This is a genomic window from Bradyrhizobium niftali, from assembly GCF_004571025.1.
Lineage (GTDB): Bacteria > Pseudomonadota > Alphaproteobacteria > Rhizobiales > Xanthobacteraceae > Bradyrhizobium > Bradyrhizobium niftali.
Map to the genome: position 1 here is coordinate 1 of NZ_SPQT01000103.1, position 2,437 is coordinate 2,437.

The 2,437-nt window shown below is 66.0% G+C and carries 2 protein-coding genes; both read left to right on the forward strand.

From position 1 onward, the window contains the following. Positions 1 to 509 (forward strand): methyl-accepting chemotaxis protein (locus E4K65_RS46535; RefSeq protein WP_235886072.1); only part of this gene is annotated, 509 nt, incomplete at its 5' end. A 346-nt stretch (positions 510 to 855) separates the two neighbouring features. Continuing rightward, on the forward strand, positions 856 to 2,437 hold a 1,582-nt coding region (locus E4K65_RS46540; RefSeq protein ID WP_167771708.1), incomplete at its 3' end, for a HAMP domain-containing protein.

The window sequence follows — 2,437 nt, forward strand, 5'->3', positions numbered from 1 at the left end:
TCGGCGAAGTGGTCAAGCTCATCACCGCGATTGCCGAGCAGACCAATCTGCTGGCGCTCAACGCCACCATCGAGGCGGCGCGCGCCGGTGAAGCCGGCCGCGGCTTTGCCGTGGTTGCGAGCGAAGTGAAGTCGTTGGCCAGCCAGACGGCGAAAGCGACCGACGAGATTTCCTCCCATATCACGGGCATGCAGGGCGCCACGGCCGAGTCGGTTGCCGCGATCAAGGAGATCGGCGCGACCATCGGCCAGATCTCGTCGATCTCGACGTCGATCGCGAGCGCCGTCGAGCAGCAGGGGGCCGCGACCCAGGAGATCGCGCGTAGCGTCCAGACCGTTGCCCAGGGCACTCAGACCGCCGCCACCGACATCGGCCAGGTCAACCGCGGCGCCGCCGAGACGGGCTCTGCCTCGGAGGAGGTGCTGAACTCGGCCAAGACGCTGTCATCCGAAAGCACCCGCCTTCGCGCCGAGCTCGACCGCTTCATGGCGAATATCCGGGCGGCGTAAGGCTCGCCGTCGCTGAAGTCTGCGCCGTCGCCTCATACTCCGCTGTCGTCCCGGACAAGCGCGCCTCAAGCGCGCGCAGATCCGGGACCCATACTCCCAGGGAGAAATGGCGGCGACAGCTGGCAACTCCGAATCTACGTCAAACCACTCCCTGTGGCTAAGGGTCCTGGATCGGCGCTCGCTTGTCCAGGACGACGGTGAGCATTCCCCCGCGTCACCGAACCGCAAGTTGCGACGCCGCAAATTTACCGCCGCTTATCCTTTGCCAATTACCGTGCACACGAGTCGGGAAGCGGGCTGCTTCCGGGCTGCGCCTGGTTTTCCGCGAATGGAATGGGGTGGGGGAATGTCCGTCAAGTCCAAGCCGAACACATCGAAACTGCCAACCTTGCGCTTTCGCGCAAAAATCATCCTCGGCTTCGTGGCGGTGCTGGCCATCCTCGCCGTCAGCATGGCTTTCGCCTATTTCGGCTTCGAGCGGATCCAGGCCGCCGTGGCCTCCTACCGGACCAGCGTGGCGGAAGCGGACCTCGCGCGAACCGTCGACCGCGAGCTGATCGCCTACCAGGGGCTGGCGCGGGCCTATACGCTGACCGGCGCGGCAGACGACGAGACCGCGGCCAAGGCGGCCGAAGAGAATCTGAAGGCGGCGATCGCCAAGTCGACGTCCGCCACGACCGGCGCCGCGCGCCGCGAGCAGGTCGGCAAGCTCGAGGCGGAGTTCCAGCGCTTTACGAAAGTATTCGGCGAGATCATCACCCTGACGCGCGAGAACAACAAGATCGCGGCCGATGAGCTCAACAGCGTCGGCAACAAGATCCGCTTCAAGTTCGACGACCTCGCCGATACCGCGGCGCTCGCCGGGCTCGCCTCGGTCCAGACCACGGCCAAGGACGTCACCTCGCAATATCTCGCGGTCTCCACCTCGGTCAGCGCCTTCGTCGCCAAGCCCGAGCCGAAGACCGCCGACGGCGTGATCGCCCGCATCAAGTTCCTGGAGACCCTGCTGGTCTCGATCTATGCCAGCGACCAGAAGATCACCGACCGCGTCACCGAGATCAGCAATCTGCTGAAGCAGTACCGCACCTCCTTTGCCAAGCTGACGGAGAACGTGAAGGTCATCGTCAAGTCGAACGGCGAGATGACCAAGACGGCGGCGTCCATCCTCAAGCTTTCGGGTGAGCTGCGATCGGACCTGACCGCCGATCAGCAGCGCATCGAGGCCAGCGCCAATGCAACGATCGGGGAGACCGAACGGCTGATGCTGATGCTGGCGCTGGGCGGCCTGGCCATCGGCGCCGTGCTCGCCCTGATGCTCGGCAACGGCATCTCGCGCCCGATGATCGCGATGTGCAAGGCGATGCGCGAGCTCGCCTCGGGCAATTTCGACGTCGTGCTGCCGGGCCTCGGCCGCAAGGACGAGATCGGCGAGATGGCCGGCGCAGTCGAGGAGTTCAAGGTTCAGGCCGTCGCCAAGGCCGAGCGCGATGCCGCCGCCAGCGAAGCCCAGAGCCGGGAGCAGGCCGCCAGCCGCCGCTCCGAGCTGATCCGCTTTGCCGATGATTTCGAGAGCGCGGTCGGCGCCATCGTCTCCAACGTCTCCGCCTCGGCCGTGCAGCTCGAATCGGCGGCGTCCACGCTGACGCGCACCGCGGAGACCACCCAGAGCCTGTCGAGCCAGGTCGCCGGTGTGTCCGAGCAGGCGTCAAGCAACATGCAGTCGGTCGCCACCGCGACGGAAGAGCTCTCGGCTTCGGTCGAGGAGATCGGACGCCAGGTGCGCGATTCCAGCCGTATCGCCGAGGCCGCCGTGGTGCAGGCCAAGGAGACCGACGGCCGCATCGGTAAGCTCTCGCATGCCGCCCAGCAGATCGGCGAAGTGGTCAAGCTCATCACCGCGATTGCCGAGCAGACCAATCTGCTGGCGC